Source organism: Allobosea sp. GW821-FHT10B12 (assembly GCF_059415545.1).
The window spans coordinates 94,921-119,594 of the sequence record NZ_JBWKNL010000009.1 but is presented as its reverse complement, the minus strand read 5'-3'; the positions used below and the strand labels follow the sequence as shown (position 1 = coordinate 119,594).

General features: G+C 66.9%; 18 protein-coding genes and 1 pseudogene. 12 read left to right on the top strand and 7 right to left on the bottom strand.

Annotation, left to right across the window (positions count from 1 at the left end; translation table 11 throughout):
* Positions 1 to 19: 19 nt before the first annotated feature.
* From AC07O0_RS25470 to AC07O0_RS25450, 5 genes and pseudogenes are all read left to right on the top strand, one after another.
* Positions 20 to 1,001, top strand: a pseudogene (locus AC07O0_RS25470) (ABC transporter permease).
* Positions 1,001 to 1,282, top strand: coding sequence for a hypothetical protein (locus tag AC07O0_RS25465; protein WP_494626880.1), 282 nt, complete (start codon positions 1,001 to 1,003; stop codon positions 1,280 to 1,282). Before AC07O0_RS25470 ends, AC07O0_RS25465 begins: the two are co-directional and overlap by 1 nt.
* Before the next feature lie 116 nt (positions 1,283 to 1,398).
* Positions 1,399 to 1,608, top strand: coding sequence for a hemin uptake protein HemP (hemP, locus tag AC07O0_RS25460; RefSeq protein ID WP_494626878.1), 210 nt, complete (start codon positions 1,399 to 1,401; stop codon positions 1,606 to 1,608).
* A gap of 108 nt (positions 1,609 to 1,716) precedes the next feature.
* Complete coding sequence (locus tag AC07O0_RS25455; protein ID WP_494626876.1) at positions 1,717 to 2,553, top strand: siderophore-interacting protein; 837 nt, start codon at positions 1,717 to 1,719, stop codon at positions 2,551 to 2,553.
* 52 nt (positions 2,554 to 2,605) lie between these two features.
* Positions 2,606 to 5,539 carry a condensation domain-containing protein gene (locus AC07O0_RS25450; RefSeq protein WP_494626874.1) on the top strand — a complete coding sequence of 978 codons (2,934 nt, stop codon included), beginning with the start codon at positions 2,606 to 2,608 and terminating at the stop codon, positions 5,537 to 5,539.
* Positions 5,540 to 5,666: 127 nt separating this feature from the next.
* Here the strand turns inward: AC07O0_RS25450 and AC07O0_RS25445 are convergent, their stop codons facing one another.
* The 3 genes from AC07O0_RS25445 to AC07O0_RS25435 are packed head-to-tail and all read right to left on the bottom strand — an operon-like array spanning position 5,667 to position 11,781.
* Complete coding sequence (locus tag AC07O0_RS25445; RefSeq protein WP_494626873.1) at positions 5,667 to 7,034, bottom strand: condensation domain-containing protein; 1,368 nt, start codon at positions 7,032 to 7,034, stop codon at positions 5,667 to 5,669.
* A gap of 42 nt (positions 7,035 to 7,076) precedes the next feature.
* Positions 7,077 to 10,214: an amino acid adenylation domain-containing protein gene (locus AC07O0_RS25440; RefSeq protein WP_494626871.1), complete on the bottom strand. Its 3,138-nt coding sequence runs from the start codon at positions 10,212 to 10,214 to the stop codon at positions 7,077 to 7,079.
* A complete protein-coding gene (locus AC07O0_RS25435) occupies positions 10,204 to 11,781 on the bottom strand; it encodes a condensation domain-containing protein (protein ID WP_494626870.1) in 1,578 nt (525 codons plus the stop codon). Before AC07O0_RS25435 ends, AC07O0_RS25440 begins: the two co-directional genes overlap by 11 nt.
* Positions 11,782 to 11,941: 160 nt before the next feature.
* Here AC07O0_RS25435 and AC07O0_RS25430 point away from each other — a divergent pair, with 160 nt between their 5' ends.
* The 5 genes from AC07O0_RS25430 to AC07O0_RS25410 all read left to right on the top strand — a co-directional run bounded on the left by AC07O0_RS25430 (position 11,942) and on the right by AC07O0_RS25410 (position 17,057).
* Entirely contained in the window at positions 11,942 to 13,105 is a 1,164-nt protein-coding gene (locus AC07O0_RS25430) for an isochorismate synthase (RefSeq protein WP_494626868.1), read from the top strand.
* A gap of 17 nt (positions 13,106 to 13,122) precedes the next feature.
* A complete protein-coding gene (locus AC07O0_RS25425) occupies positions 13,123 to 14,727 on the top strand; it encodes a (2,3-dihydroxybenzoyl)adenylate synthase (protein WP_494626867.1) in 1,605 nt (534 codons plus the stop codon).
* A 27-nt stretch (positions 14,728 to 14,754) separates the two neighbouring features.
* The gene (locus AC07O0_RS25420; protein WP_494626865.1) at positions 14,755 to 15,627 is read left to right on the top strand and encodes an isochorismatase; all 873 of its coding nucleotides are present in this window, start codon (positions 14,755 to 14,757) and stop codon (positions 15,625 to 15,627) included.
* 13 nt (positions 15,628 to 15,640) lie between these two features.
* Complete coding sequence (dhbA, locus tag AC07O0_RS25415; protein ID WP_494626864.1) at positions 15,641 to 16,390, top strand: 2,3-dihydro-2,3-dihydroxybenzoate dehydrogenase; 750 nt, start codon at positions 15,641 to 15,643, stop codon at positions 16,388 to 16,390.
* A 61-nt stretch (positions 16,391 to 16,451) separates the two neighbouring features.
* Positions 16,452 to 17,057 carry a 4'-phosphopantetheinyl transferase family protein gene (locus AC07O0_RS25410; RefSeq protein WP_494626927.1) on the top strand — a complete coding sequence of 202 codons (606 nt, stop codon included), beginning with the start codon at positions 16,452 to 16,454 and terminating at the stop codon, positions 17,055 to 17,057.
* 24 nt (positions 17,058 to 17,081) lie between these two features.
* Here AC07O0_RS25410 and AC07O0_RS25405 read toward each other — a convergent pair whose 3' ends face one another.
* Positions 17,082 to 18,119 (bottom strand): methyltransferase, encoded by a 1,038-nt coding sequence (locus AC07O0_RS25405; RefSeq protein ID WP_494626862.1) that lies wholly within the window; start codon positions 18,117 to 18,119, stop codon positions 17,082 to 17,084.
* 100 nt (positions 18,120 to 18,219) lie between these two features.
* Complete coding sequence (locus tag AC07O0_RS25400) at positions 18,220 to 20,301, bottom strand: TonB-dependent receptor (RefSeq protein WP_494626860.1); 2,082 nt, start codon at positions 20,299 to 20,301, stop codon at positions 18,220 to 18,222.
* A gap of 284 nt (positions 20,302 to 20,585) precedes the next feature.
* Here AC07O0_RS25400 and AC07O0_RS25395 point away from each other — a divergent pair, with 284 nt between their 5' ends.
* Complete coding sequence (locus AC07O0_RS25395) at positions 20,586 to 21,341, top strand: IclR family transcriptional regulator (protein ID WP_494626858.1); 756 nt, start codon at positions 20,586 to 20,588, stop codon at positions 21,339 to 21,341.
* Positions 21,342 to 21,347: 6 nt separating this feature from the next.
* Here AC07O0_RS25395 and AC07O0_RS25390 read toward each other — a convergent pair whose 3' ends face one another.
* On the bottom strand, positions 21,348 to 22,625 hold the full coding sequence (locus tag AC07O0_RS25390) for an NtaA/DmoA family FMN-dependent monooxygenase (protein WP_494626925.1): 1,278 nt from the start codon (positions 22,623 to 22,625) through the stop codon (positions 21,348 to 21,350).
* A complete protein-coding gene (locus AC07O0_RS25385) occupies positions 22,622 to 23,461 on the bottom strand; it encodes an ABC transporter ATP-binding protein (protein WP_494626856.1) in 840 nt (279 codons plus the stop codon). Before AC07O0_RS25385 ends, AC07O0_RS25390 begins: the two co-directional genes overlap by 4 nt.
* Positions 23,462 to 23,700: 239 nt before the next feature.
* Here AC07O0_RS25385 and fepB point away from each other — a divergent pair, with 239 nt between their 5' ends.
* A complete protein-coding gene (gene fepB / locus AC07O0_RS25380) occupies positions 23,701 to 24,666 on the top strand; it encodes a Fe2+-enterobactin ABC transporter substrate-binding protein (protein ID WP_494626854.1) in 966 nt (321 codons plus the stop codon).
* The last annotated feature ends 8 nt before the right edge of the window (positions 24,667 to 24,674 follow it).

The following is a 24,674-nucleotide window of genomic DNA, read 5'->3' as shown; positions in this document are numbered from 1 at the left end:
ACATCAGTAGATTGCTTGAATGTCGTTTTCCCGCTTATCCGGCGTCCTGCGCAAGACTCTGATCCAGGCCGTGCCGACGGTCATCGGCATCGTCATCCTCAACTTTCTCCTGCTGCAGCTCGCGCCGGGGGACGCAGCCGACGGAATGGCCGGCGAGGCGGGAGCCGCGACCGAAGAGACGATGGCGGTGCTGCGCAAGCAGTTCGGCCTCGACCTGCCTGTACTCGACCAATTGCTCACCTATCTCGGCAATCTCGCGCAAGGGAGCCTCGGCTTCTCGCCGCGCTACAACATGCCCGTCGCCGATCTGATCGCGCAGCGCTTGCCGGGTACGCTGCTGCTCATGGACCTTGCCCTGTCGATGGCGCTTCTGCTCGGCATCACGCTGGGCACGGTGATGGCCCTCAATGCAGGCCGCTGGCCCGACCGGGTCATCTCCGTCGGCTCGCTGATCTTCTATTCGGTGCCGGGTTCTGGATCGGCCTGATGCCGATCGTGCTGTTCCCGGTCAAGCTCGGCTGGCTGCCGAGCGGCGGTGCGGAGACGATCGGCGCGGACCATTCGGGATTGGAGAGCCTTCTCGACAAGGCCCGCCACGATCCTCCCGGCCGCATCGCTCGCGCTCTTCTACGTCGCGATCTACGCCAGGGCTGACATGGGCGACGATGCTCGAGGTCGCCTCGCAGGACTTCATCCGTACCGCGGCGGACAAGGGCCTCACGCCCTTCCATGTCGCGACGCGGCACATCCTCCGCAACGCGCTGCTACCGGTGACGACGCTCGCCGGCATGCATTTCGGCGGCATTCTGGGCGGCGCCGTCGTGGTCGAGACTGTCTACAGCTGGCCCGGCCTCGGGCGCCTCGCCTTCGAAGCGATGATGCGGCGCGACTTCAACGTCTTTCTCGGCGTGCTGCTGCTCTGCTCGCTGCTCGTCATCATCGTCAACATGGTCGTCGACCTGCTGCAAGCATGGCTCGACCCGCGCATCGAGGTCCGCTGATGGGTGTGATCGAACGGTCCCTGAGCCATTCCGAGGCGATCGTCTGGGCCGGGCCGACATCCGAGCCGCTCGCACCACCGGCCAGCGTACTGTCGGGACCAGGCTTCGCCCTGTTCGGGCGGCAACACGATGATGTAACTGCGCCGGCGTCGCAGGCGCCTGCACCGGCGGCCGCGGTGGATGCCGCCGCCCCTTCCGGCAACCGGCGCGCGCTGAAGGCTTTCCAGCGCAATCCGTCCGGATTGGTTCGTGAGTTCACCCCCGCAATCGAGCGTTCTTGAGCTTCATCCCGCAACTTTTAATGCTTACACATATAAACTATTGTAATTGCTTGCCTTTTTGAGATTGATTAAGCTGCTCGTGCATTTGCTGCAGCCTGTCATTCCGAGCGGTTTTCATGAATAGCCAGTACCTCTCGTCTTCCTCAATCGTCCCTGGATGCCCCGATCGGGAGACTGGCCGGCTTCGCTCGGCTGCGATGAGACCAGTCAGGACGATCTTCAGCACGGCGGTTTTCGAAGGGAAGACGGAGATTGGGATTGACCATCACGGTGAACTCTATCGCCTCAAGATCACGCGGCAGGGAAAACTGATCCTGACCAAATGACCACCGGCTACGGATTGCGGCGTCGTAGAACCCCACGGCCAGGAAGCATGGCCGGATCGAACTCGATGCGGCCTCGCCGCCACGAGCCAGCACGCGCAAGGAATCGAGATGATGAGTAACGCCGATGGAACGGGCGTGCTGAGCGAACGCCTGCCGAAGCGCCAGCGTCACAAGGTGGTACTGCGGCAGTTGCACGTCCTGCGCGTGACCGATCTCAGCCCGTCGATGCGGCGCGTGACGCTGGGCGGTCCCGAGCTCGAAGGCTTCGTCAGCCTCGGCTTCGACGACCATGTGAAGATGTTCTTCGCCGCCCCCGGCGAAGCGAAGCCGATCCTGCCTACCGTCGGCCCGGACGGGTTGGCATTTCCGGAAAGCGGCCCGCGCCCGCTGGCGCGCGATTTCACGCCGCGGCGGCATGATCCGCGGGCGGGTGAGCTCGATATCGATTTCGCCCTGTTGCACGAAGGGCCGGCCAGCCATTGGGCGTCGACGGTCGAGCCCGGCGATTCCGCCTGGATCGCCGGCCCCCGCGGCTCCTTCATCGTTCCCTTCGACTTCGACTGGCACCTCCTGGTCGCAGACGAGACCGGGCTTCCCGCTTTGGCGCGGCGGCTCGAGGAGCTGCCAGAGGGTAGCCGGGCGATCGCCCTGATCGAGGTCGGCGGCGCGCAGGAGGAACTGCCGCTGCATTGCCCTGCGGGCATCGAGGTGATCTGGGCTCACCGTGCGGCCGGCGCGGAACCCGGCGCGGCGCTGCTCGCCGCTCTGCGCGCCGTGAATCTTCCGGCCGGAGACTATTTCGCCTGGATCGCCTGCGAATCTGGCACCGCCAAGCAATTGCGCGGCGTCGTCGTCGACGAGCGCGGCGCCAATGGCAAATGGGTTCGCGCTCACGGTTATTGGCGCCGCGGCGCCGTCGCCGTCCATGACGATTTCGACGCCTGAGACCGCGCGAACCCCGTCCACCGAGATTTGCCGAAGCGAGAGGAAACCAGCAATGGCTGCCGACTTCGACCACCTGCTCACCCACGACGAGCAGCGGCGTCTCGATGCCGCCCTGCAGAAGCTCGCCGGGACGGCGACGCCAACGCCGACAGAATACGAGGAGCATGTCTGGCTGGCGCAGCAACAGGCTCCGGATGCGATCCTGAAGCACGTCGTCGCTTGCCGGCTGACCGGCGATGTCGACCTCGCCCGGCTTGCCGGCGCGGCCCGCGATGTCGTCCGTGTTTGGCCTGATCTCAACTCCCGCTTCCGTTTCAGCGAGGACGGCGAGTTGCACAAGCGCCACGCCGGCGAGGAAGGGCGATTTCTGCGCCTGATCCGGGCCGACACGCGCGAGCAGGCGATCGCGCTGGTTCTCGACCGGCAAGGCGCGAGCTGGGATTGCGAGAGCGAGCCGCCTTTCGAAGCGCTCGTGATCGCCTGTCCACAGGAGACGCTCCTCGCTTTGATTGCGCATCGCATCCTCGGCGAGGCCGGATCGATCGAGCAGCTTCTTCGCGCGCTCGCCGAAGCCTATGCCGGCAAGCCCGTGTGCTCGGCGCAGCGCATGAAAGCCGGGGCGCCTGGCATTGGTCCGGCAGCGCGCGAAACGTCTGCGATGCTGCCCGGCTGGATACGCAGGAGCGCCAACATTATCACAGACCATGGTGCGGGCGGTGACGTGGCGCAGATGCCAGGGTTGGCCGGGCGCTGTAGCGCCCAGGTTGACGCCGGTCTGCTGACCGGGCTCGAACCGGGCGCGCCGGATCGCAAGGTCCTCGCGCATCTCGCCGGGCGCTTTGCCGGATATCTCTCGGCACTCAGCGGCCATGGCGAGATCGATCTGCTGCTCGCAACCGAAGAGCTCGCCGATCCACCGCAGGAGCTGGTCAATCCTGGCCTTCCCGTCTTGACGGTCGATGGCCGCGGACAGACCGAGGCGGCGGTCGGCGCGATCCTCGAGCGTCTGGATGAGGCGGGCGCAGCGTCGCCGGGGCTACGGGCTGGCAAGGGTGGTCGCCCGACACTGACCGTGAGCTGGCTGGGCAATCCAGCCGGCGAGCTTTGCATCGCCGGTGTCTCGGTCGAACGGCTGCCACTGCCGACTTTAGAAGATCGGCCGGATCTCGCGCTGGCGGTCGGTCGCGGCGGGACTGGCCGCATCGCCGTCGAATTGGTGACGGGGCAGGCGCTCACGCCGCATATCGGCCCGGTTCTGCTGGAGCGTTTCCTAGCCTGGCTCGCCGAGGGCGACACCGCCCTGCCCGGCATCTCGCCTCTGTCTTCAGCCCCAGTGCCAGGCTCGGTCACAGCCGCGGCCGAGGCGCCAGCCGCTGATGCGGTGACGGCCCTGATCCTCGCCGAGTTCCGCGCCGCCCTCAACGCGCCGGAACTGGGTCCGGAGGACGATTTCTTCGACCATGGCGGCCATTCGCTGATCGCGACACGAATCATCGGGCGCTTGCTGAGCCAGCACGGCGTCGAAGTTCATTTCAATGACCTGTTCAGCTTTCCAAGCGCCGCTGCCCTCGCGCAAAGGGCGCGCTGCACCGGCCAGTCTAACCCGGAGATGTCGCGGGTCGCAGTGATCGAGGAGGCGCCGAGCGCGCCGCTCTCGCTGGCGCAAGCCTCGCTGTGGAAGGCCTATGCCGCCTTCAGCTTCAATGAAATCTTCAACCTGCCCTTCGCGCTCGACTTCCTCGAGCCGGTCGATGAGGCGCTGTACGGACGTGCCTTCACTGATGTGCTTGAGCGCCATCCTGGCTTGCGCAGTTTGTTCCGGCGCGAGGGCGATGCTGTGATCCAGCAGGTCGTGCCGGCCGCCGAGCTGTCGCGCTACAAATGGTTCTGGACGAGCGCCGAAAGCGTCGGCGTCGAGCGCCGCGACGAGGCGCTGCACCATTTCGACCTCGCCAGCGAGCTGCCGTTCCGCCTGCGCTTCCTGGTCGACCCGGCGAGCGGACGGCAGGTGCTGTCCTTCCTGTTCCACCACGTCGTGCTCGACGAGTGGTCGGTCAACCTGATGATGGACGAGATCGCCTATTGCTACCGCGTGCGTGCGGCCGGCGGCATGCCGGTCTGGTCGGATGCGCCGGCGCCCTTCCACGAATTCGCACGCCTCCAGTATGCGGCCGGCGTCGACCAGGCGCATCTCGGCTACTGGACCGACATGCTGCGCGGCGCGCCGCAGCCGCAACCGATCCTCCGGCGTCAGGATCAGGCCGAGCCTGCCGGTGAAAAGGCGTCCGCTGCCGGCGGTTGGGTCGAGTTCAAGCTCGACCGGGAGGCGACGGAAGGACTCTATGCCCTCGCCAAGCAGAGCAGCGCTTCACTGTTCAACGTGGTCTATGCCGGCATCGCCGCTTCGCTGCGCCAGCTCGGCTCTCTATCGGAGCTGGTGGTCGGCACGTCGGCCTCGGGCCGCAGCGACGCTGCCTTCTTCGACACGGTCGGCTACTTCACCACCGTCGTCGCCCACCGCATCCGTTTCGACGAGGCGGTGAGCCTCGGCGGCCTGGTCGGCCAAGTCAGGAACGTGATCAACGAGTCGCTGCCCTCCAGCGAGATCCCGATCGACCTCGTCGAGGAGGCGCTCGGCATGACGCCGGGCCGTGATCATCTCTTCGAGGTCTTCATCCAGATCCACGCCAAGAACAAGCTGAACGGCGAGCTGGCGCTGCCGGACGGGCGCAGCATCGCCTTCCGGCAGGTCGACCCCGAGCGGCATGAATCGATGCTCGGCCTGCATTTCGAGGTGATGGAGGAGGCCGATCTCGCCGGCGACCGCTCGATCCGCGTGCTGATGAGCTATCGCTCCGAGCATTACGGGCCGCAGGAGGTCGAGAAGATCAAGGCGACGACCAGTGCCGTCTTTAAGCTGATGGGGCGTGCCGGTGGGGCGCAGGTGAAGCTGGCCGAGCTGGGCGCGCATTTACAGGAGGGATGAGCGCCTATGGGCGCTGCCTTCCCGTCATGGTCGGGCTTGTCCCGACCACCCACGTCTTCCTTCGGGCAAGGCGGTGTTCAAGACGTGGATGCTCGCCACAAGGGCGAGCATGACGACGTCATCGCGCTCACACCAAGCCGAGCGCATCCTCTCGCTGCTCCGCCAGAAGCTCCGCAATCGGACGAGGCAGTGCTTCCGGCGCGAGTGCCTGGGCCAGGAAGGCCGGTAATTCATCGCCATGCCGCTCGAACGGCTCCTTCGCGAACATCGCTGGGTCGGCCGACATCGCGAATGACAGCTCGCTGCCGTCGTCCTCGCCGCGGAAGGTGAGGTCGATGCCCTCGCCCTGGCCGCTGCCCATGATGTCCCGGGTCACCGTGCAGCCATGGAAGCTCGGGGCACTGAACGGCAGCACATTGATCAGCGGCGAGAAGAAATAGCGGCTGCCCTCGGGCATGCCGTTGTCCATGGCGATCTCTTCGATCCGGTAGCGGCCATGCCGACGCTGCGTCCGCAGCGTGGCGGCGTTCCCGCGCAGGACGTCTGCGAGACTCTCCTCCGGTCCAAACGACAGATGGAAAGGCAGGATATTGACGACCATGGCGGGCATGTGCGCGGCGAGGCTGCCCCAGCGGCTCATGAAGGGCAGCCAGAAGGCCAGGACCTCGCGCCCGTCTATCCGTTCCCGTGGCAAGCTGCGCGACAGATGGAGCCCGGAGAGCAGCACCAGCAGGTCGGGCCAGCCGACGCCGGTCTCCTGCGAGAGCCGGCGCAAGCCCGCGCTGACGCCTGCTGACAGCGTGCCATAGACCTCGTGCGGTGTTTCACCGGCCTGCTTGTCGCCACGATGCAATATCGGCAGCGGTGCGTGCGCGGCGAACTCGTCCCGCCAGAAGGCGCCGTCGCTCTCGTGGCGGCGGCCGGCGCGATAGGCCTCCTCTTCCGCGATGAAACTGGCAAAGGGGTGGAAGGCCGGGCCGGCCTCAGACCCCGTGAGGCGCTGCGAATAGAGCTGGCCGCAGCGCTGCTCGATCAGCGTGAAGCCATAGCCGTCGAGGACGATGTGGTGAGCGCGGATGTACCAGAGATAACGGTGCTCACTGAGGCGCAGGAGCCAGGTCGCAGCAAGGCCGTCGCCACGCAGGTCGAGCGGCGCCGCGACGTCTGCTTCCATCCGCGACCGCGCGTCCTGCAAAGGGTCGGCGCCCCCCCTCAGGTCGATCTGCTGCAGAGCGGGCCACAGTTGCGGATCACAGCTCTGACGCGGCCTCTCGCGGCCCTCTTCGACATGGAAGCGCACGCAGAGCACGTCGGATTCGGCGATGGTCTGGACGATGGCCGCGACCAACGCCGACTCGTCCGTCACGCCGTCGATGTCGAGGCAATGCGCGACGGTCGCGATCGGCTCGTCAGGATGGAAAGTGAACTCCTCCCAGAAATCGAGCTGCGGCAGGGTCAGCGGCATGAGGGCGCGGCGCGAATCGGCCTGCGACATGGGAATCTCCTGTTCAGACTATGCGGGCGGCGGCGAGTTGCCTCACCGCTCCTGGTCGCGGAGCAGCAGCGCGACCTGCCCGGCATTGCGGCAGCGCAGCAGTTGATGCGGCGTCAGATCGGCGTTGAGCTCGTTGCGGATTCGGCTCGCCACGGATTTGAGGTGGGAGGGCAGCAGGCCGAGGCGGATGAAGTCGGTGGTGTCGTCGATGTCCGGTGAGGCCGCTTGGCCGAGCACGGCGAGGTAGAGATCGAGGATCCTGCGGCTGCGCGAGTTGGCTGGCGGCGCTGCCCTTGCCGCCTGCGGCTCGCGGCGTTCAGTGGCAGCAGCCAGCAGCTCGCGGGCCTTGCGGCGATCGGGCTTGCCGTTCGCCGAAAGCGGCAATGCATCGACCTCGACGAAACGGGTCGGGACATGCGAATCCGGCAGCACGCGCCTCGCATGGGCGCGCAAGTCGGCAGCGCTGAGCTTGCCCGCTTGCGCCAGCACGTAGATGACGCCGATCTCGGCCTCGCCGCGCTGCTCGCTGCCGCAATCGACCACCAGCAACTGGCGGATCTCGGGATGGGCGCCGAGCTCCGCCTCGATATCCGGCAAGGAGACGCGCACGCCGCGGACCTTGACATAGCCGTCGACCCGGCTGGCGAAGAGGATGTTGCCGTCATGGCGATAGCGGCCACGGTCGCCGGTGCGGAAGGCGCGCACCGGCTTGCCGGATTCATCGGCGACGGTGACGAAGTCGCTTTGTCCGAGCACGCCGTCCTGGAGATAACCGAGCGCGACATTGACGCCGGCGGTGTGGATGCGCCCGACGACCTCGAGCGGGCAATGCTCGCCGCGCTCATTCAGGATGAAGTAGCGATTGCCCGGCAGTGGCCGGCCATAGGGGATCTGCCCGGTGTCCTCGGGAGCGATCTCGTGCCAGATGCTCCAGATCGTCGTCTCGGTCGGTCCGCCGAGCGAGATGAGCCGCAGCGCCGGATCGAGACGGCGCAGCTCGGCGATCACCGCCGGCTTGATGTAGTCGCCGCCCTGGGCGATCAGCCTGAGCGAACGCAGTTCGTCGCCGCGCCGGCAGGAGAGCAGCATCTCCAGGATCGCCGGCACCGAGCACCAGAGGCTGACCTTGTGCTCGGCGACGAGCCGGTTCCAGGCGATCGCGTCCTTCTCCTCCCCCGGCGCTGGCTGGACCAGGGTCGCACCCGCCGTCAGGCAGCCGAGCACATCGAAGACCGACATGTCGTGATGTAGCGGTGTCACCGAGATGAAGACATCGCTCGCCGTCGCCTGCCAGTTCTCCAGCGTGCGGCCGATGACGTTCGAGGTCGCCCGGTTCGAGAGCACCACGCATTTCGGCCGGCCGGTGGTGCCGGAGGTGTAGAGGTAATAGGCGGGCTCGTTGCTCGCCGAGAGCGCGTCGAGTGCCGGCAGGAGCGCGAGCGGATCGTCCGGCGGCTCGCCCGCCAGCAGGGCTTCGGGCGTCGCCGCCTCGTGGCCCGCAACGGCGGTCGCCGCGACGACAAGGGCGGGCTGGCAATTGGCCAGGAGATAGTCGAGCCGCTCCGCCGGCGAGGCCGCGTCGATCGGAACCCAGATCGCCCCTACGAGCGCGCAGGCGAGCGTGATCGCGGTGTGCTCCGGGCCGCGCGGCAGGCAGATCGCGACGACATCGCCCTTGCCTACACCGCGTTCGCGCAGCGCCTGGATCGCCTTGCCGACGCTCATGCCGAGCTCGCCATAGGAGATCCGGCGGGCGCTCGAGATCAAGGCGATCTTGTCGGGATCGCCGGTGAAGAGATTATCGGCGATCCGCTGCAGGAAACGGCTGCAGGTGAAGTCGTTTTCGGAGCCGTTGAGCCGGTAGTGGGCTAGGTCGAGCATCTCGCCCCGCGCACTCTCGAAGGCGCCGTACGCGCAGATCGCCGCGATCTGCCGGTCGAGTGCGGCGAGGATGTCGCGCACGATTCCGCGGTCGATCGCCTCGCGGGCGCGATCGATGCCGATGACGAGATTGCCCTCGGCATCATCCGAGAAGCGGATGTCGATGGCGACCTGCGGAGTCTGGGTCAGGCCGCCATGGCGGCGGATGCCCGAGTCCCTCGCCAGCTTCGGCCAGGACAGGCAATTGGTGACGACGACCGGCAGAGCGGGGCCACCCGGATGGGCGTTCATCAGCAACCGGCTGATCTGGACGCCGGATTGCGAGAGATGCTCCAGTCCCTCCAGCACATCGCCCTGCAAGGCCTGCGCGCGCTCGCGGAAGCTACCCTGCCGGGCATCCCAGTTGACTGCGATGAAGCTCGACCGGTTTGCGAGCTCCGCGGAAGCGGCAGGGGCGACGGGGATACCGACGCAGAGTGCGCCCTCGCTCAGCCAATGCGACAAGGTTTCGAGGATGACGGCCGTCACAGCCGTGTTCTTGAACAGGCGCTCCCTGGCGGCGAAGCGGCAGAGCGGGGTGAAGCTCTCGCGGGAGATCGTCAGGCTCTCGCGTTCGTAACGCGAGGCGGGAATCGCCTCCAGCGGCTTGGTCCAGGGCAGTTGCGGCGGGCCTTCGACCGGTTGGAGCTTCCGGACCCAGTAGGCGGTGTCCTCGCGCCGCTTCGCCTCGTCGGCAGGCGGCGGCAGGGCGGCAGCCTCGAAGCTCGGTGCTTCGCCGCCCAGCAGCTCGACCAGCAGCGAAGCGATGGCGCGGCCATCGAGAATCAAGGCATCGAAGCGGGCGAACAGCACGCAGGTCGTCCGGTCGGGATCATCCGCTTCCGGCTCCGGCAGGCGAAACACCGTCACGTTCCAGGGCGAGCGTGCGAGATCGAAGAGGCGGTGCGCATAGTCCTCGCGCTGCCCGTCGATCCAGACAAACGCTTCTGCCTGTGACAGACCGCGCAGGTCGATCTCGTCATAGTTGACGCCCGGCTCGGGCGAGACCCACGAAACCCGGCGCTGCGCGTCGATATGCGTGCGCAGGGCCGGATGCCGCGCGACCATGGCAAGCAGGCGCTGCGGCAGCGCCTCGATGTCGATCGCGCCGCGGTACTCGCGAAATTCCTGCATGGCGACGCCGCCCAGCGGCAAATGCCGCTCGCGGCCGAGCAGATAGGCCTGCTGCAGGTCGGCCAGCGGCAGTTCGTTGGGGTCGAAGGCGCCGCCCTGCACGGCATCGGAAAAATCATCCCGCATCGATCGTCTCCAGGAAGATGCGCGCGATCTCGTCCGAGGCGCCGTCGGAGCGGGCGCGGACGAGACGGGCGAGGCTGCGAGGCGACACGGCCTCGCCGAAATCCGCATGCGTCGGCGTGCCAGTGGGGCAGTAGCGGTCAAGGAAGCGGGTGATCTCGGCTTGGGCGGCCTCGATAATCACGCTGCCCCCGTGTACCGCTTCTCCCGGCGACAAGCGCCTGAGCAGGCCGATCAGCATGTCTTCGGTCGGGTTGGCGGGCTCACGGCTCGGCCGTGCATTTGCCGCGGTCGGCGCGGCGTCGAGCGCCTCCGGCTGCGCGGCGACCTTGCGCAGCAGCGCGGCATAGGCCTCGAAAGCCTCGCGGACCCAGGCCTCCGGCAGAGCATCGAGGCGGACATCCCAGTTGATCAGGATGCCGCCGTCGCAGGCCGCAACCTGGGCATCGATCGCCACCTGCGGCCCCTGCGAGATCACCCAGTTCATCGGCCCGAAAACGCGCCCGACGCTCTCGCTGAAGAGCTCGCCGCCGGAGAGCCCGAGGCCGGCGGTGAAGACGACCGGCGCGGTCTGCACCGAGCCGTGCAGCCGCGACAGGTCGCGCATCACGCTGACGCCTGGATAGCCATCACGGGCGATGAGTTCGACCATCTGGCGGCCGATGTCGCGGCACAGCTCCGCCAACGTCGGTGGAGTGGCAAGGTCGACGCCGAGGATGAGCACGTTCGAGAACTCGCCGACGATCCGCTCGACGTTGGGGACGAGCGGAACGCGCCAGAAGCTCGGCACGTTGAGACGGAAGCGGGTCTGGCCGGTCGCACGGCCGAGCACGACGGCGAAGAGGCCGAGCGCCAGCACGGACGGCGTCACCCGCAAATCGCGGGCGCGCCTTTCCAGGGCGCGGCGCTCGTCGGGCGAAAGTCGGGCTGCCAAGCGCCCGCTTGTCGGCTCTGCCAGAGCATGAGGTGCTGTGGGCAGGTCGGGCGCCGGGGGGACGTCAGCGAGACGGGCGCGCCACCAACTTCTGTCGCGATCGCGCCGCGCCATGAGGTCGGCATCCGCGGCCGTCCGGTCCAACCAGTCGAAGAAGCCGCGCGAGGCCGGCTCCGCGGGTTGATCGGGATGGTCGTAGAGGCGGGCGAGATCCTCGACGACGAGCCGGAAACTGTTGGGGTCGATTGCGATCATGTCGGTGTCGACATGCAAACGGAAAGCGCCGCCCGGCAGGAGGCTCAACCCGAATGCCGCCGCCTGGCCGTCCGCAAGGTCGAGCTGGCGATGGGCCCAGAGCCGGCGCTTGGCGAGGAGGCGCTTCTCCAGCACCTCCGGCGAAAGCCCCCGCATGTCCTCGACCTCGAGTGGCAGCAGATCGGCCGCCGGATCGAGATGCTGGGCGCCCTCGGCGTCGACCCGCAATTGCAGCATCGGGTGCAGCCGGCAGAGCCTGCGGACAGCATCGCGCAGCCGACCCGGCTCGAGATCGCGGCCATCGAACTCGCCATAAAGATGTGCAGCAACCCCGCCGAGCGGCGCGGAAGAGCGACGGCCAACCCAGTAAGCCGCTTGCATAAGTGTTAGTTCTCGTGAGCTCATGATGTTTATTTTGAGAATTTATAATGAATGATCGCAAGTCGATTTTGGTTGACATTGCTTCTTACGAAAGCAAGAAGCTGTCAACGCTTGCGATCAGCATTGCGAATGAAGCCTCTTTAGAAGTAGAGTAACTTCAATGCTGGAAAATTTAGCCTTGCAACAGAGCATTAATTTCAAATTTGGTGCTTTATTCGCATCAAATGGAAAAGAATTACTTTCCTCCGGCGTTCACGAATGTGTCTCAGTGCCAGCCCGAGGCGGGCAGCAGCGCGGGCAAGGCCTGCACGTGGCAGTTGAGGCCGCTTTCGAGCGGGCACGGCGGACGGGTCAGGACAATCCGATCCTGATCGGCGCCATTCCCTTCGATGTGCGGGAGCCCTCCTGTCTCTATGTCCCGGCAGCGTATGAGTGGCGCGAGCAGGCCGCTCTTGCGCAGGCGCCAAGCGAACCATCAGGCGTTCCCGACCTGCTCGACCAGCGTAGCCTTCCGGACGAGGACGGCTTCAAGAAGGCGGTCGAGCACGCCATCGTCAATTTCCGCCACAGCGATGTCCGCAAGGCTGTGCTGTCGGTGGTCCGCGAGCTGCGCTTCGCCGACAGCATGGATGTCGGCCGGCTGCTGGCCAGCCTGCGCGCCCAGAACAGCCAGGGTTATCTGTTCAGGATCCCCCTGCCCGACGAAGGCGAGCTGGTCGGTGTGAGTCCGGAATTGCTGATCCGCAAGGAAGGCGGCCGGATCGTCTCGAACCCGCTTGCCGGCTCGGCCAAGCGCCAACGCGATCCGGATGCCGACAGGGCCGCGGCCGACGGCCTGGAACGCTCCGAGAAGGACCAGTACGAGCATCGGCTGGTGATCGAGAACATCCAGGCGATTCTCGCGCCGCTTTGCGCAGAGCTCGACGTTCCCGATGCGCCATCGCTGATGAGCACGGCGGCGATGTGGCATCTCTCGACCCGGATCGAGGGCGTCCTGACGGATCCGGAGATGACCGCGCTCCAGCTCGCCTGCATCATCCATCCGACCCCCGCGGTCTGCGGTTTCCCCACCGAGAGCGCCCACAAGCTGATCCGCTATGTCGAGCCGTTCGAGCGCGGGCTGTTCACCGGCCTGGTCGGCTGGTGCGACGCCCAGGGCAATGGCGAATGGGCGATCACGATCCGCTGCGGCATCGCCCGGCACGACACACTGCGGCTCTTCGCCGGCGCGGGCATCGTCGAAGCCTCGAATCCAGCCTCCGAATGGGAGGAAGTCCAGGCCAAGCTCGGCACCATGCTCAGCGCCTGCGGCCTTGCTGCCTGAGCCTTCGGAGAGCCGAGATGACGATCGAATTCCAGCGCTGGCCGGCGGAGCTCGCCTCGCGCTATCGCGAGCGCGGTTACTGGCTCGACCAGCCCCTGACCCGCATCCTCGACACGCAGCGCCGGGAACGCCCCGACGCAGTGGCGATCATCTGCGGCGACAGGCAGATCAGCTATGCCGAGCTCGACCGGCGCGCATCCAATCTTGCCTTCCGATTGAGCGAAGCCGGGCTCGGACAGGGCGATACGGCGCTGGTGCAGCTGCCGAACTGCGCCGAGTTCTACATTGTCTTCTTCGCGCTGCTGAAGATCGGCGTCGCTCCGGTCAACGCGCTCTTCAGCCATCGCAAGCTGGAGATGGCCTCCTATGCGCAACAGATCGAGCCAAGTCTGGTGGTGGGGGCCCGGGCGCACGAGCTGTTCGCCGATGACAGCTTCACTGCCGAGCTCAGGACGCTGTCGCCGCGCCTGTCGCTCGTGCTCCTGCTCGGCGGCAACCGCGCCTACAACGATCTCGAACGCTGGCTGGCGTCCGAGACCAGCGCCGCGCCTGCCGGCTTGCCATCGCCCGCCGATGAGGTCGCCTTCTTCCAGCTCTCGGGCGGCAGCACGGGTACGCCGAAGCTAATCCCGCGCACCCATAACGACTACGACTACAGCGTCCGGGCGAGCGCCGAGATCTGCGGGCTTTCGCCACACACGCGCTTCCTCTGCGCGCTGCCGGCGGGGCACAATTTCCTGCTGTCATCGCCCGGCGCGCTCGGCGTCTTCCATGCCGGCGGCTGTGTCGTGCTGGCGGCGAGCCCCGAGCCGCTCGCCTGCTTCTCCCTGATCGAGAAGCACCGGGTCGACATGGTCGCACTGGTGCCGACGGCCGTGGCGCTCTGGCTCGAGGCGGCAGGCCGGCAGAAGCCGGCTATCGGCTCGCTCAAGCTGATGCAGGTCGGCGGCGCCAGCTTCGCCGAGGCGCTGGCGCGGCAGGTGCCTGACGTGTTCGGCTGCGGGCTGCAGCAGGTCTTCGGCATGGCCGAGGGGCTGGTGAACTACACCCGTTTCGGTGACGACGATGAACTCGTCTTCACCACCCAGGGTCGGCCGATCAGCCCCGATGACGAGATCAAGATCGTCGACGAGGACGGCGACCCCGTTCCGGAGGGAGCCAGCGGCGAGCTGGCGACGCGTGGCCCCTACACCTTTCGCGGCTATTACCGCGCGCCCGAGCACAGCGCGAAGGTCTTCGACGCGGACGGGTTCTACTACTCCGGCGATGTCGTCCAGCGTGTCCGCGGCGGCTATCTGCGCGTGGTCGGCCGCGTCAAGGACCAGATCAACCGCGGCGGCGAGAAGGTCGCGGCCGAGGAGATCGAGAACCTGCTGCTGCGCCATCCCGAAGTGACGCATGCGGCGCTCGTCGCCATGCAGGACGCCCTGCTCGGCGAGAAGAGCTGCGCCTTCATCGTCGCGCGCGACGCGGCCCTGCGCGGGCCAGCATTGAGGCGTCACCTGCTGGAGCTCGGCGTCGCCGAATACAAGCTGCCGGACCGCGTCCGTTTCATCGAGACAATGCCGCTCACCCCCGTCGGCAAGATCGACAAGAAGCGCCTGCGCGCCGAGCTCGCCTGACCCCTTCCCCATGTCTTGAGAGATCCCATGGCCATTCCGCAGATCACCGACTATCCGATGCCGGAGCCGAGCGCCTTCCCGGCCAATCGCACGCAATGGCGGCCCGATCCGAAGCGCGCCGTCCTGCTGATCCACGATATGCAGCGCTATTTCCTACGCTTCTACGATGCGAAGGGCCGGCTGCTGCCGCAGCTGATCGGCAATCTCGTGCGCCTGCGCGACTGGGCGCGGGCCAATGGCGTGCCGGTCGTCTACACCGCCCAGCCGCATGAGCAGCCAGCCGGCGATCGCGCCCTGCTCAACGACATGTGGGGGCCCGGCCTCACTGTCGCTGCGCCCGATCTCCAGGAGGTCGTGGCCGAGCTGGCGCCCGGACCGGAGGACATCGTCCTGACCAAATGGCGCTACAGCGCCTTCAAGCGCTCGGACCTGCTGGAACGGATGCGGGTTCTCGGCCGCGACCAACTCGTGATCGGCGGCGTCTATGCCCATATCGGCTGCATGGTGACAGCGGTCGACGCCTTCATGAGCGACATCCAACCCTTCCTCGTCGGTGATGCCGTCGCCGATTTCTCCGAGGCCGAGCACCGCATGGCGCTGCGCTATGTCGCGACGCGCTGCGGCGCGCTGGTCGCGACCGAGAGCCTGGCAGGAGCCGCAGAACGCCCGAAGGCAACGCGCGAATGGTTGCAGGCGCGCCTGCTCGAGCTGGTCGAGGACGAGACCGAGCTCGATCCCGAGGAGAATCTGATCTTCTACGGGCTCGATTCCGTGCAGGTCATGGTGCTCGCCGGCGAATTGAAGGAACGCGGCGTCACCGTCAGCTTCGACGACCTCGCCCGCGTGCCGACGCTGAACGGCTGGTGGTCGCTGATCGAGCAGCGCCGTCTGGCCGCTTGAGCTCGCATCGGCCATGGAACGGCAATTCGAAGGTAGGCGCGTGCTGGTCACGGGCGCGGCCCAGGGCATCGGCCGGCGCATCGCCGAACGCTTTGTCGAGGCGGGCGCCGAGGTGGTCGGCCTGGACCGACAGTCGGGAGAGCAGGCGCCGTTCAGGATGCTCGCAGTCGATCTGGCCGATCCTGCACAGATCAAGGCGGTGAGCGACGGCCTCAAGGCGGAAGCCGACCATCTCGACATCCTGGTCAATGCCGCCGGCGTGCTGCGACTCGGTGCGGCCGAGACTTTGACGGCGGAGGACTGGCGCGCCTGTATCGACATCAACGCCGGCGGCCCATTCTACCTGCTGCAGCAATGGATCCCCGTCTTCCAGCGTCAGCGCCGGGGTGCGATCGTCAACATCGCCTCCAACGCCGCCCATGTGCCGCGCACTGGCATGACCGCCTATTGCGCCTCCAAAGCGGCACTGACGGCTCTGAGCCACTGCGTCGGACTGGAACTCGCGCCTTTTGGCGTGCGCTGCAATGTCGTCTCGCCGGGTTCGACCGACACGCCGATGCTGGGCGGCATGCTGAAGGATCCCGCAGGCAAAGACAGGCTCGTCGCCGGCCTGCCCGAGCAGTTCAAACTCGGCATACCCTTGGGCAAGATCGCGACGCCCGACGACGTCGCCGATGTGGTCCTCTACCTCGCTTCGGACCAGGCCGGCCACGTGACGCTGCAGGACATCGTCGTGGACGGTGGTGCGACGCTCGGTGCGTGAGGGCCTTCCTCAGCCGATCCGCCCGTGGGGTGACGAACCCATAGATTATCGCTGCGTAGCGATGCGTTTCACTCGGGAGGCCGGCCCTACAGGCGTCGACATTGCCCTACCGGAGCAGGTAGCGCGCGCCGCGCCCCGGCGGCGCGCCGAATGGCTCGCCGGCCGCAGCTGCGCAAGCGAGGCGATGCGCTTGCTGACTGGGCGGGGTGGCAGCCCGGGCATTGCGCCTGATCGCGCGCCGATCTGGCCGGCAGACATCATCGGCTCGATATCGCATAGCGCCGACATCGCCGTTGCGATGGTTGCCAGGCCAGGGCGCTGCCGCGGGGTCGGGGTCGATGTCGAGCGAATGCTCGACCGGCAGGCCGTAGCGGAGATCGCGCTCGAGGCGATGACGCCATGGGAGCGCCGCCATGTCGGTATCCACTCCTTCCTGGCGACCCTGGCCTTCTCGGCCAAGGAGAGCCTGTTCAAGACGCTGCATCCGCTGCTGCGCCGCCCGATGTCTTTCCACGCCTCCGAACTGACGCACTGGGACGCGCATGGACGGGTGCGGCTACGCCTCGCCGAGGACCTGTCGCCGGACTTCCTGACCGGGCGAGAAATCGATGCCCGCTTCGCGCGGCTCGGCGACCTGTTGCTGACGCGCGTGCTCATCCTCGACTGACGGGCCGGCTTCGCGCCGCCCGCGTCACCGCGGGTGGCGGAACTCCAGGATATGGAAAGGCGACGCGGTCGGCGTCACCGCGGCGGTCTCGAAGCCGCTCGCGGCCAGCAGCTCAGAGAACTCGCCGGCGCTGCGCTCCTGCCCACCCATCAGCACCATCATCAGCAGATCCTGCGAGGTCTCGTTTGGCCTAGCGCGGGCGGGATCGACCATGATGTCGACCACGACGAAACGCTCAGGCCCCTTGGTCGCGGCTTTCGCATTGGCGAGGATCCGGCCGGCGGCTGCGTCGTCGAAGTCGTGCAGGATCCGGCTGAAGACGTAGGCGTCGCCACCGGGCGGGATCTCGTCGAAGAACGAGCCGTGCTGCACCCGGGCGCGCCCCGCCCGCACCAGCTCGGCGAAGCGCGGATTGAGCGCTTCGGTTGCCCGCGGCAGCTCGAACAGCACACCGGTGGTGCCGGGATTGCGGCCCAGCAACTCAGCCAGCAGCGAGCCGTCGCCACCGCCGACGTCGACGATCGTCTCGCCGGCCGCGAACTGGATGTGACGCACCGCGACGCCGATCAGCGCCGTCGCGATCGCGCGCATCTGGATGTCGAAGCGCTCCTGCGCCGCCTCGTCCTGGCCGAGCCAGCTGAAGAACGGGCTGCCATGGGCGAGCTCGAAGGCAGGCGTGCCGCGCCGGATCTGTTCGCCGAGCCGCTCCCAGGCGCGCCCGTGCAGCGGATCGAGCTCGAAGCGGACCCAGGGCACCAGCGAATGGGGATGGCCGGGAACGAGGGCGCGCGTCGTCGGCAGGGCGATATAGCGGCCTGCATCATCGCGACCGATGATCTCTTCATTGACGAGGTGGCCGAGCAGCCGCGCGAGCAGCTCTGCCTTGCCGCCGATGCGTTCGGCGAGTTCACCTGCGGTCTGTGGCCCCTCCTGCAGCAAAGCGGGGATGCCGAGCTCGACGGCGGTGCGGATGCAATGGGAGGTGCGATAGGCGGCGATCTGCTGGAGCAGGCGCAGGGGTGGGCCGGGCGGCGGCGCGGCCGGGCGCGACAGGTCGTTCATGCGAACCTCCTTGCAGGACGGCGGGACGAGGTCGACAGGAGCGCAGCGGGCACAATCGCTCCGCCGGCCCAGGATTGTGAGGCGCGGAGGGCGCCTTCGTTCAGAACGTGCCCTTGATGCCGGCGCCGAACATGCGCGGCTCGGTCATGCTCGCCTCGGTGCCGCCGATGCCGCGGTTCTGCTGCATGTAGGTCGGCGCGCGCTCGTCGAAGATGTTCTTCACGTAGCCGTAGACCTGCAGGTTGTCGGTGACCTGGTAGCTCGCCCGGAAGTCGGCGATCGTATAGGGCTTGATCAGGTAGAGACGCGTATTGGCGACGTCTGAATAGTAGCCGTCGGTGTGCCGGAGCTGGGCGGTGAGGTTGAGCTTGCTGGTGACGTCCCAACTCACGCCGAAGCTCAGCATATAGCCAGGCGATTTCGCGAACTCGTTGCCCTTGTAGCCGGTATTGGCGGAGATCTTGTCGATCTCGGTGCGCAGCAGGCCGCCGCCGGCCTTCAGCGTCAGATTGTCGAGCAGGCGATAGTCGGCACTGACCTCGAGGCCATAGGCATGGGCCTTCTCGGCATTGATCGCATAGGACTGGACCACGCCCGTCGTGAGCACGACCGGGATGAAGTACTGGGCGTTCTGGAAATCGGTGTAGAACAGGTTGCCGCTGACATTCAGCCGGTTGTTGAGCAGGCTGGCGCGGGTGAACAGCTCATAGTTCCAGAGCGTCTCCTCCTTGAACGGCTGCCACTGGCCAGCGGTGAGGTTGAGCGAGACGCCGCCGGGATTGTAACCGCGATTGACCAATGCGCCGACAGTCCAGTCCGGCGTCACCGCATAGGCGATCGAGGCCTTCGGCAGGACGGCCTGGAAGGTCTTGTCGAAATCGACGCCCTGCGCCGCGAAGACGGTGCGGCCGACGCGCTCGATCTGATCCTGCTGGAAGCGCAGCGAGCCGGTGAAGGTCCAGCGGTCGGTCAGACGGTAGCTCATCTCGCCGAACACGCCGAGATTGCGCTTGGTATCGTCGAAGGTTGACTGGCCGGTGAGGTAGAGGATCTCGTCCGTCTTGGTGTGGGCATAGTAGACGCCGGCGACGCCGCTGAGGACGTCGTTCTGGTCGCCATAGGTCAGCCTGAGCTCGTTCGAGATGTTGGTCTGGTTGATATAGGCGTCGCCATTGCCGAGCAGGCCCGTCTTCCGGCTCACCGAGAGGTCGGTGTACTGGGTCTGGTTGAAGATCTTGAAGCGGTTGCCGAAGTCATAGCTGAGATCGAGGATGCCGGTGTTGCTGTTCTGCTTGAAGCTCGGCATCGTCGTGGTGACGTGCTTCAGCCGGTCGAACGGGGCCGACGCCGCCTCCTGGCTCGGCCGGTTGCTCTCATTGCGCGAATAGGTGAGCTTCGCCTCGAAACCGGGCAGTTCGCTCGGGCGCCAGAGCAACTTGGCCCGCAGGTTCAGGTTCCGGAAGTCCTGGTCGGCATAGCGCGTCTGGAAGTTCGGGCTGATGTAGTCGATGAAGGTGTCGCGGCCGGAATAGTCGAGCGTGATGCGCCCGGCCAACTGATCTTTGATGATGGGACCGGACAGCATCAGCGCGGCGCGCCGCGTCGCATAGCTGCCGAACTCGGTCAGGAAGCCCGCTTCGCGCGTGAAGGTCGGGTCCTTGGTGTTGACGATGATCGCGCCGGCGATGGCGTTGGCGCCCTGCGATGTCGTCTGCGGCCCGCGGAAGACCTCGATGCTCTTGACGTCCCAGGGCGAGGTCGCGCCGAAATAGAACTCGTTGTAGCTGAGATAGTGGCCGTCGACATTGATCGTGGCGCGCGGCACCGTGCCGCCCCAGAACGAGTTCTGGCCGGTGAGCGGGCCTTGCGTGTCCTGGCCGCGGATGATCGGGGCGCTGACCGTGTCGGTGTAGGTCACGTTGGGCGTGCCGACGAGAATCTCGGAGACCGTGGCGTTGCCGGTGTTCTCGCGGGCGATGTCCTTGTCGGTTTTGACCGAGACCGACGAAGCGGTGTTCTTCAGATCGCGCTCGACCTTCTCGCCGGTGACCGTGATCGCATCGAGCTCGATCGTGCCGGCAGCCGGGGCCGAAGTGCTCTGCGCGAAGGCCGGCATCGCCGCCGCGACGGCGATCAGCGACATGAAGCTCACGCTGCGCATCAGGACAAGCTTGGACGACATGATTCCCCACCACCCGGTCGAGTCTCGCTGGCTGGGGACGGGGCCGTGGCTCGCGAGGTCACATTGAATGATCCTACAGTGTGGGATGCATTCCGCATGTCAACACGAAGCAGGCGCAGAATCGCCGTATTGCCACCCCGCTGTGCTTTTCCTGTCGCAGTTCTTAGGCCTGGTGTGGCGTGGTGTTTGGAAGCCCTCGAATGAGGGTGGTGCTTGTCCCCAGCAGGCTCCCGGTGTCACAAAGCGCGGGCCGGCATCTGCCGCGCTTTCCTGCCGCGATTCGCATGACGACCAGCCTCAGCACCAAACGTTCGGCGACGATCCAGTCGGTCTCGATCGCCGCCCGCTTCCTCGACATCCTGGCCAAGGCGGACGGGCCCCTTGTTCTGGGCGAGATCGCCCGGCGGGCACGCACCGGCTCGTCCACCGCCCATCGCTACATGCAGAGCCTGGTGCGGGAAGGACTGGCGGCGCAGGACGATGTGACTGGCTATTACGATCTCGGCCCCATGGCGCTGAGCATAGGGGTGCGTGCGCTCCGGCGCATCGACGCTGTCGAGGTCGCGGCGCGGGCGATGAAGGCGCTGGCGTCCGAGATCGCCGCCAGCTGCGGCGTCGCGATCTGGACAGAGCGCGGCCCGACCATCGTGCGTTGGTATCGCAATACCGATTTCGCGCTCAGCACGGTGACGCTGGGCGATGTCCTGCCGGTCGACAACACCGCCTGCGGCTTCGTCTTCCAGGCGCATCTGCCGAAGGAGGCGATCGCTGCCGCGCGCAAGCTGCAGCCGGCCTCGTTCCGCGGCAACCGCCCGCCCGGCGAGATGCTCGACACCGTCAGGCGCGAGGGCGGCGCGGAGCTGAACGAGCATCTGTTCTCGCTGCTGACCGGCAAGGCGGCGCCGGTCTTCAACGCGCTCGGCGAGATCGCCTGCGTCGTCACCACCGTCTCTTTCGTGAAGACGGCCGAGACCGAGGGCCACCGCGCCGCCTTGTTCGCGGCGGCGCAGGCTGCGACGCGGGACTCTGGCGGCGCCTGAGCCGCATTATTGCTCCTCGTCGATCCGCAGATGCTGGCGCAGCATCGTGCCTTCATAGTCGCTGCGGAACAGGCCTCGCCGCGCCAGCGCCGGCACCAGCTCCTCCATGAACAGACGCAGCGATTGCATCGAGCCGCCTGGGATCGCGATGAAGCCGTCGATCGCTCCGGCCTCGAACCAGGCAGTGATCTCGGCGAGGACGTCGTCGACGGTCCCGACGCAGACCCAGTGAGCCGAGCCGACGACTTCCGGCCGCGCCAGCACCTGCGCCACCGTCGGGTGGTTCGTCTCGATGAAGCGCCGGAGCAGGTCGGCATGGGTGCGGCTGCGCACCGGCGTATCGGGAGGCGGCAGCATCTCAGCCGTCACCCGCGCTTCGGGTGGCAGGTCGCCGAGGTCGAGCCCGAGGACGGACGTCACCATCTTGCGGCGCTGCTCGGCGGTGAGATGGGCGTGCGCCCGCGCATGCAGCGCCCAGGCTTCTTCGCGCGTCTCGGCGAGGAAGAAATGCAGGCCCGGCAGCACCCGCACCGAATCCGGGCTGCGGCCATGCCCCTGCGCGCGCCGGCGCAGGTCGCCGCGCAGTTCGATGCCCGCCTCACGATCGGGCATGGCGGCAAAGGTCGCATCGGCGATCGAAGACGCGAAGTCGCGCCCGATATCGGAGGCGCCGGCCTGGAACAGCGGCGGCGGCCCCGCCGCGTGGCCGGGCACGTTGAGCGGCCCCTTCACGCTGAAGAATTCGCCGCAATGCTCGATCGCGGCGCTCGGCACCGCGCCCGTCAGCGCCTCATGCGGATAGCTCCGCCAGAGCCGACGCATGACATCGGTGAACTCGGCTGCCTTGCGGTAGCGGACCTCCGGCGGCGGCATCGGCGCCTCGCCGAAGTTCTCCGCGCCCTCGATCGAGGTGACGATGTTGAGCCCGGCGCGTCCCTTGCTGATCCAGTGCAGCGACTGGATCTGGCGCGCCACGACATAGGGCGGGTTGAAGCTGGTCGAGACGGTGGTGACGATCCCGATCTTCTGCGTTTCGCGCGCGATCGCGGTCAGCAACAGAGTCGGGTCGAGGCCGACGAAACCGCTGCTCATGCCCGGATGCAGCATGAGGTAGTCGGGCTTGAAGACGAAATCGAGCTTGGCCTGTTCCGCCATCCGGGTCAGCGCGAGGTTGAACTCGACGGGATCGCGGGCCGGCACGGCGTCCGGATCATCCGCCGTCCTGCCCTTCAGCCAGGTCGGCGTCAGGCTCAATCCGATGTGAAGCTGCTTTGCCATGGTCAGTTCGACCGTTCGCCGGAACCGGATGCCCGGCCCTGTCCCCTGGGCACGATCAGCGGGGTTCCCGCGACCGGATCGGCGATGACGATGCAGGACAAGCCGAAGACCGCCTCGATCAGCTCGGCCGTGACGATGCCCGCCGGGCTACCCTCGGCGACGATCGCGCCATCCTTCATCGCGACGACGTGCGAGGCATAGCGGCAGGCCTGGTTGAGGTCGTGCAGCACCGCGACGATCGTCCGCCCCTGCGCGTTGAGCTCGGCGAGCAGGTCGAGCAGCTCGATCTGGTGGGCGATGTCGAGGAAGGTCGTCGGCTCGTCGAGCAGCAGGATCGGCGTCTGCTGCGCCAGGACCATCGCGATCCAGACGCGCTGGCGCTGGCCGCCGGAGAGCTCGTCGACCGGGCGCGTCGAAAGCGTGTCGACGCGCGTCGACCGCATCGCGGCGTCGACCGCCGCTTCATCCGCTCTCGACCATTGCCGCAGGAAGGACTGATGCGGATAGCGGCCGCGGGCGACGAGGTCGGCGACGCTGATGCCGTCGGGCGCGATCGCGCTCTGCGGCAGGAGGCCGAGGCGCCGCGCGACCTCCTTGGCCGGGCGCTCGCCGATCCGCCGTCCATCGAGGATCACCTGGCCGGCGGCGGGCGTGAGCAAGCGCGACAGGGCTCGCAGCAGGGTCGACTTGCCGCAGGCATTGGGGCCGACGATCACGGTGAACGAGCCGTCGGCGATCGCGAGCGAGAGACCGGTCGAGATCGTGCGCGCCTCGTAGCGGAGCGTCAGCGCATCCGCGTGGAGGCGGGAGTCGGGTCGCGAAGTACTTTTCAATTCTTCCAATCTACAGTCGACATCGTCGAATTTGTGACCTTCGACGGCATCCCTTTCGGTTCTTGTTGTGGTAAAGCAGTCACCGTCAGCGGCTTTACGCTCGATAACTGACTCCCTATCCTACGTCCATATTGCATGGCGGGATACGATCCGTCATGAGGAATGGCGTGCATGCGCTCGGACGCGCAGCGCGGGGGCAGAGCCCGGCTCCCGGCCCCGCAGGACGACACCGGCCAGAAACATCGACGATGCCCCTCATCAAGCTCTTCATCGCTGTCATCACCCTCGCGGCTGCCTTGGGCGGAAACGGTCAGCCGGCCCATAGCCAAAATGCCGGCTGGCCCCGCACCATCCGGCACGCCGCCGGCGAATTGACGCTGGCCAGGAAGCCGCAGCGCATCGTCTCGACCACGCCGAGCGTCACCGGCATCCTGCTGGCGATCGAGGCGCCCTTGCTGGCAAGCACGGCGACGACGCCAAGCCCGCTCACCGACGCCAAGGGCTTCTTCTCGCAATGGGCTGGCGATGCCGACAAGCGCGGCGTCAAGGTGCTCTATCCCAACCTGAAATTCGACATCGAGGCGGTGCTCGGCTGGAAACCGGATTTGGTGATCGCCTCGACCACCGGCGCCGACAGCATCCTCCAGCATCGGACCGAGCTGGAGGCGCTTGGCGTGCCGACCCTTGTCGTCGACTACTCGAGCAGGAGCTGGCAGGAGCTGGCGAGCGAGCTCGGCAAGGCGACCGGCCTGGAAAAGGAGGTGGCGGCCGCGATCGCCCGCTTCGATGCCGATCTCGCCGCCGCTGCGGCCACCATCGCCGCGAAGGGCACGAAGGCCAGCATCGTCGGCTACAACATTGCCGGCAGCTATTCGGTGGCGCGGACGGCGAGCCCGGTCGCCAAGCTCGTCTCGGCTCTGGGCTTCGAGGTCGTCGGCCTGCCGCCGGAGCTGAAGCCGAATTCGGCGCGCCCCTCGGATTTCGAGTTCTTCTCGCGCGAGAACCTCTCGGCCGCGATCGCCGCCGATACTGTCCTCCTCCTGCGCGCGACGCAGAAGGATGTCGAGGCCTTTCTGGCCGAGCCGGTGCTGGCCAATCATCCCGCCGTCACCGGCAAGCGGGTCTACCCGCTCGGTCTGACCTCCTTCCGCATCGATCCCTATTCCGGACGCCAGGTCATCGAGCGCTTGCGCGAGAGCTTCGCCAAGCCATGAGACAGCGC

Coding starts and splice junctions, on each gene's coding strand:
- AC07O0_RS25465 (WP_494626880.1), top strand. CDS start 1,001: ATGGGTGTGATCGAACGGTCCCTGAGCCATTCCGAGGCGATCGTCTGG.
- hemP (WP_494626878.1), top strand. CDS start 1,399: ATGAATAGCCAGTACCTCTCGTCTTCCTCAATCGTCCCTGGATGCCCC.
- AC07O0_RS25455 (WP_494626876.1), top strand. CDS start 1,717: ATGATGAGTAACGCCGATGGAACGGGCGTGCTGAGCGAACGCCTGCCG.
- AC07O0_RS25450 (WP_494626874.1), top strand. CDS start 2,606: ATGGCTGCCGACTTCGACCACCTGCTCACCCACGACGAGCAGCGGCGT.
- AC07O0_RS25445 (WP_494626873.1), bottom strand. CDS start 7,034: ATGTCGCAGGCCGATTCGCGCCGCGCCCTCATGCCGCTGACCCTGCCG.
- AC07O0_RS25440 (WP_494626871.1), bottom strand. CDS start 10,214: ATGCGGGATGATTTTTCCGATGCCGTGCAGGGCGGCGCCTTCGACCCC.
- AC07O0_RS25435 (WP_494626870.1), bottom strand. CDS start 11,781: ATGCAAGCGGCTTACTGGGTTGGCCGTCGCTCTTCCGCGCCGCTCGGC.
- AC07O0_RS25430 (WP_494626868.1), top strand. CDS start 11,942: ATGCTGGAAAATTTAGCCTTGCAACAGAGCATTAATTTCAAATTTGGT.
- AC07O0_RS25425 (WP_494626867.1), top strand. CDS start 13,123: ATGACGATCGAATTCCAGCGCTGGCCGGCGGAGCTCGCCTCGCGCTAT.
- AC07O0_RS25420 (WP_494626865.1), top strand. CDS start 14,755: ATGGCCATTCCGCAGATCACCGACTATCCGATGCCGGAGCCGAGCGCC.
- dhbA (WP_494626864.1), top strand. CDS start 15,641: ATGGAACGGCAATTCGAAGGTAGGCGCGTGCTGGTCACGGGCGCGGCC.
- AC07O0_RS25410 (WP_494626927.1), top strand. CDS start 16,452: ATGCGTTTCACTCGGGAGGCCGGCCCTACAGGCGTCGACATTGCCCTA.
- AC07O0_RS25405 (WP_494626862.1), bottom strand. CDS start 18,119: ATGAACGACCTGTCGCGCCCGGCCGCGCCGCCGCCCGGCCCACCCCTG.
- AC07O0_RS25400 (WP_494626860.1), bottom strand. CDS start 20,301: ATGTCGTCCAAGCTTGTCCTGATGCGCAGCGTGAGCTTCATGTCGCTG.
- AC07O0_RS25395 (WP_494626858.1), top strand. CDS start 20,586: ATGACGACCAGCCTCAGCACCAAACGTTCGGCGACGATCCAGTCGGTC.
- fepB (WP_494626854.1), top strand. CDS start 23,701: ATGCCCCTCATCAAGCTCTTCATCGCTGTCATCACCCTCGCGGCTGCC.